The following is a 1619-nucleotide window of genomic DNA, read 5'->3' as shown; positions in this document are numbered from 1 at the left end:
CAAACCCATTACTACCACTACGGTTATGACGGCGCGAACTACAAAGACGTCAAATCGATTCAATCTCCACTGGGTATCTACACCAACATGGACAAAAACGTGTGGGGTGAACTGTTATCGATAACCCAAGGCGGTGATGGCAGCTCCAGTGGCGGTTCAACGGGCGGTTCTGGCTCCGGCACTATCGGCTCTGGTGGCTCAGGTACTATCGGGCCGCTACCAGAAGACGGCTTGTTTGGTAACAGTGACAGTGGTGCCACTGCGTACACTCGCCGTTACTACTATGACAGCCGCCGCAGACTCTGTCGGGTCAGCCACCCTGATGTGGGTGATACCGTGTACCAGTACAACAATGCCAACTGGCTTATCGCCTATCAAAAAGGCGCAAGCCAAAGCACCAGCTGCAGCACACCAACGGGGGCAGCCAAGGTGACCTTGGTGCGTGACCCTCTCGGACGTATTACCAAACGGGATTACGCCAGTGGCAACACGGCAGATGTGACCTTCTCGTATGATGGTAACAACAATGTGAAGGCGGTCAATCGCGGTGGCGCTAACTGGTCGTACAGCTACAACAGCTTGAACCTGCCAACCTCGGAACGCTTGAGTATCGATGGACGTCAGTACAACTTAAGCTATGGCTATAACACCGCAGGCCACATGGCATCGATGACATACCCCACGAACCGTAAAGTGGACTACCAGCCTGATGGCTTAGGTCGACCGCGTGTGGCCAAGTATGGCAGCACGTACTATGCCAATGGGATGACCTATCATGCGAATGGGATGGTGAACCAACTGACCTACGGCAATGGGCATCGCTTTACCCAAACGCTCAACGCCAGCTTGTTGCCCCTTCGCTTGACGACGACCAAAAACTCAACCAAGGCACTGGATTTAACCTACGCCTATGACAAGCGTAAGTCAGTCACCGCCATTACTGACCGTGCGATGAGCGGTAACAACCGCACTATGAGCTATGATGCACTGGAGCGACTCACCACGGCTACTGGCCCATGGGGCACAAGCCAAATCGGGTATGATGCGCTGGGTAACATTACCCACAAACACCTTGGCTCGCGCCGTGTCACCATGACCTACGATAGCAACAACCGTTTGATACGTGCAGTGGATACCGGAGGCATGGGTGGCAACACGGGCGACCGTCGTTTTTACTACGACAGCCGAGGCAATGTCACCTCTGCCGGTCATCAAGACTTCACGTACGACTACGCTGACCAACCCATTAGCCTCAGTGGTGATGCCATTGGCACTTACCGCTATGATGGCAACATGAAGCGGGTGAAGGCAAGTGTGGAAGGGAAAGTCATCTACAACGTGTATAACCTCGCCGGTAAGCTGATTCACATCCACAATGTCACAACAGGTAAGCGCACGGATTATGTGACCGCCGGTAGCAAAACCGTGGCACGTGTGACGAACAACGCGCCAACCTATGTGCATCACGATAGCCTGGGAAGCCCCGTATCTGGTACAACGGCATCAGGGGGAATCGCGTGGCGAGAGCGTTACACACCATTTGGGGTGACACTGGACAACGCATCAGCCAATGATGACCAAGTAGGTTACACCGGTCATATCAAAGACGGTGATACTGG

Annotated in this window: 1 pseudogene; it reads left to right on the top strand. The window is 53.9% G+C overall.

Annotation, left to right across the window (positions count from 1 at the left end):
• A pseudogene (locus AC27G9_RS21240) lies at positions 1–1619 on the top strand (hypothetical protein); the annotation flags it as partial.

The organism is Alteromonas sp. 5NS40-0096, assembly GCF_057544385.1.
Note: the sequence above shows the minus strand (reverse complement) of the source record. Positions and strands in the feature narration are given on the sequence as shown.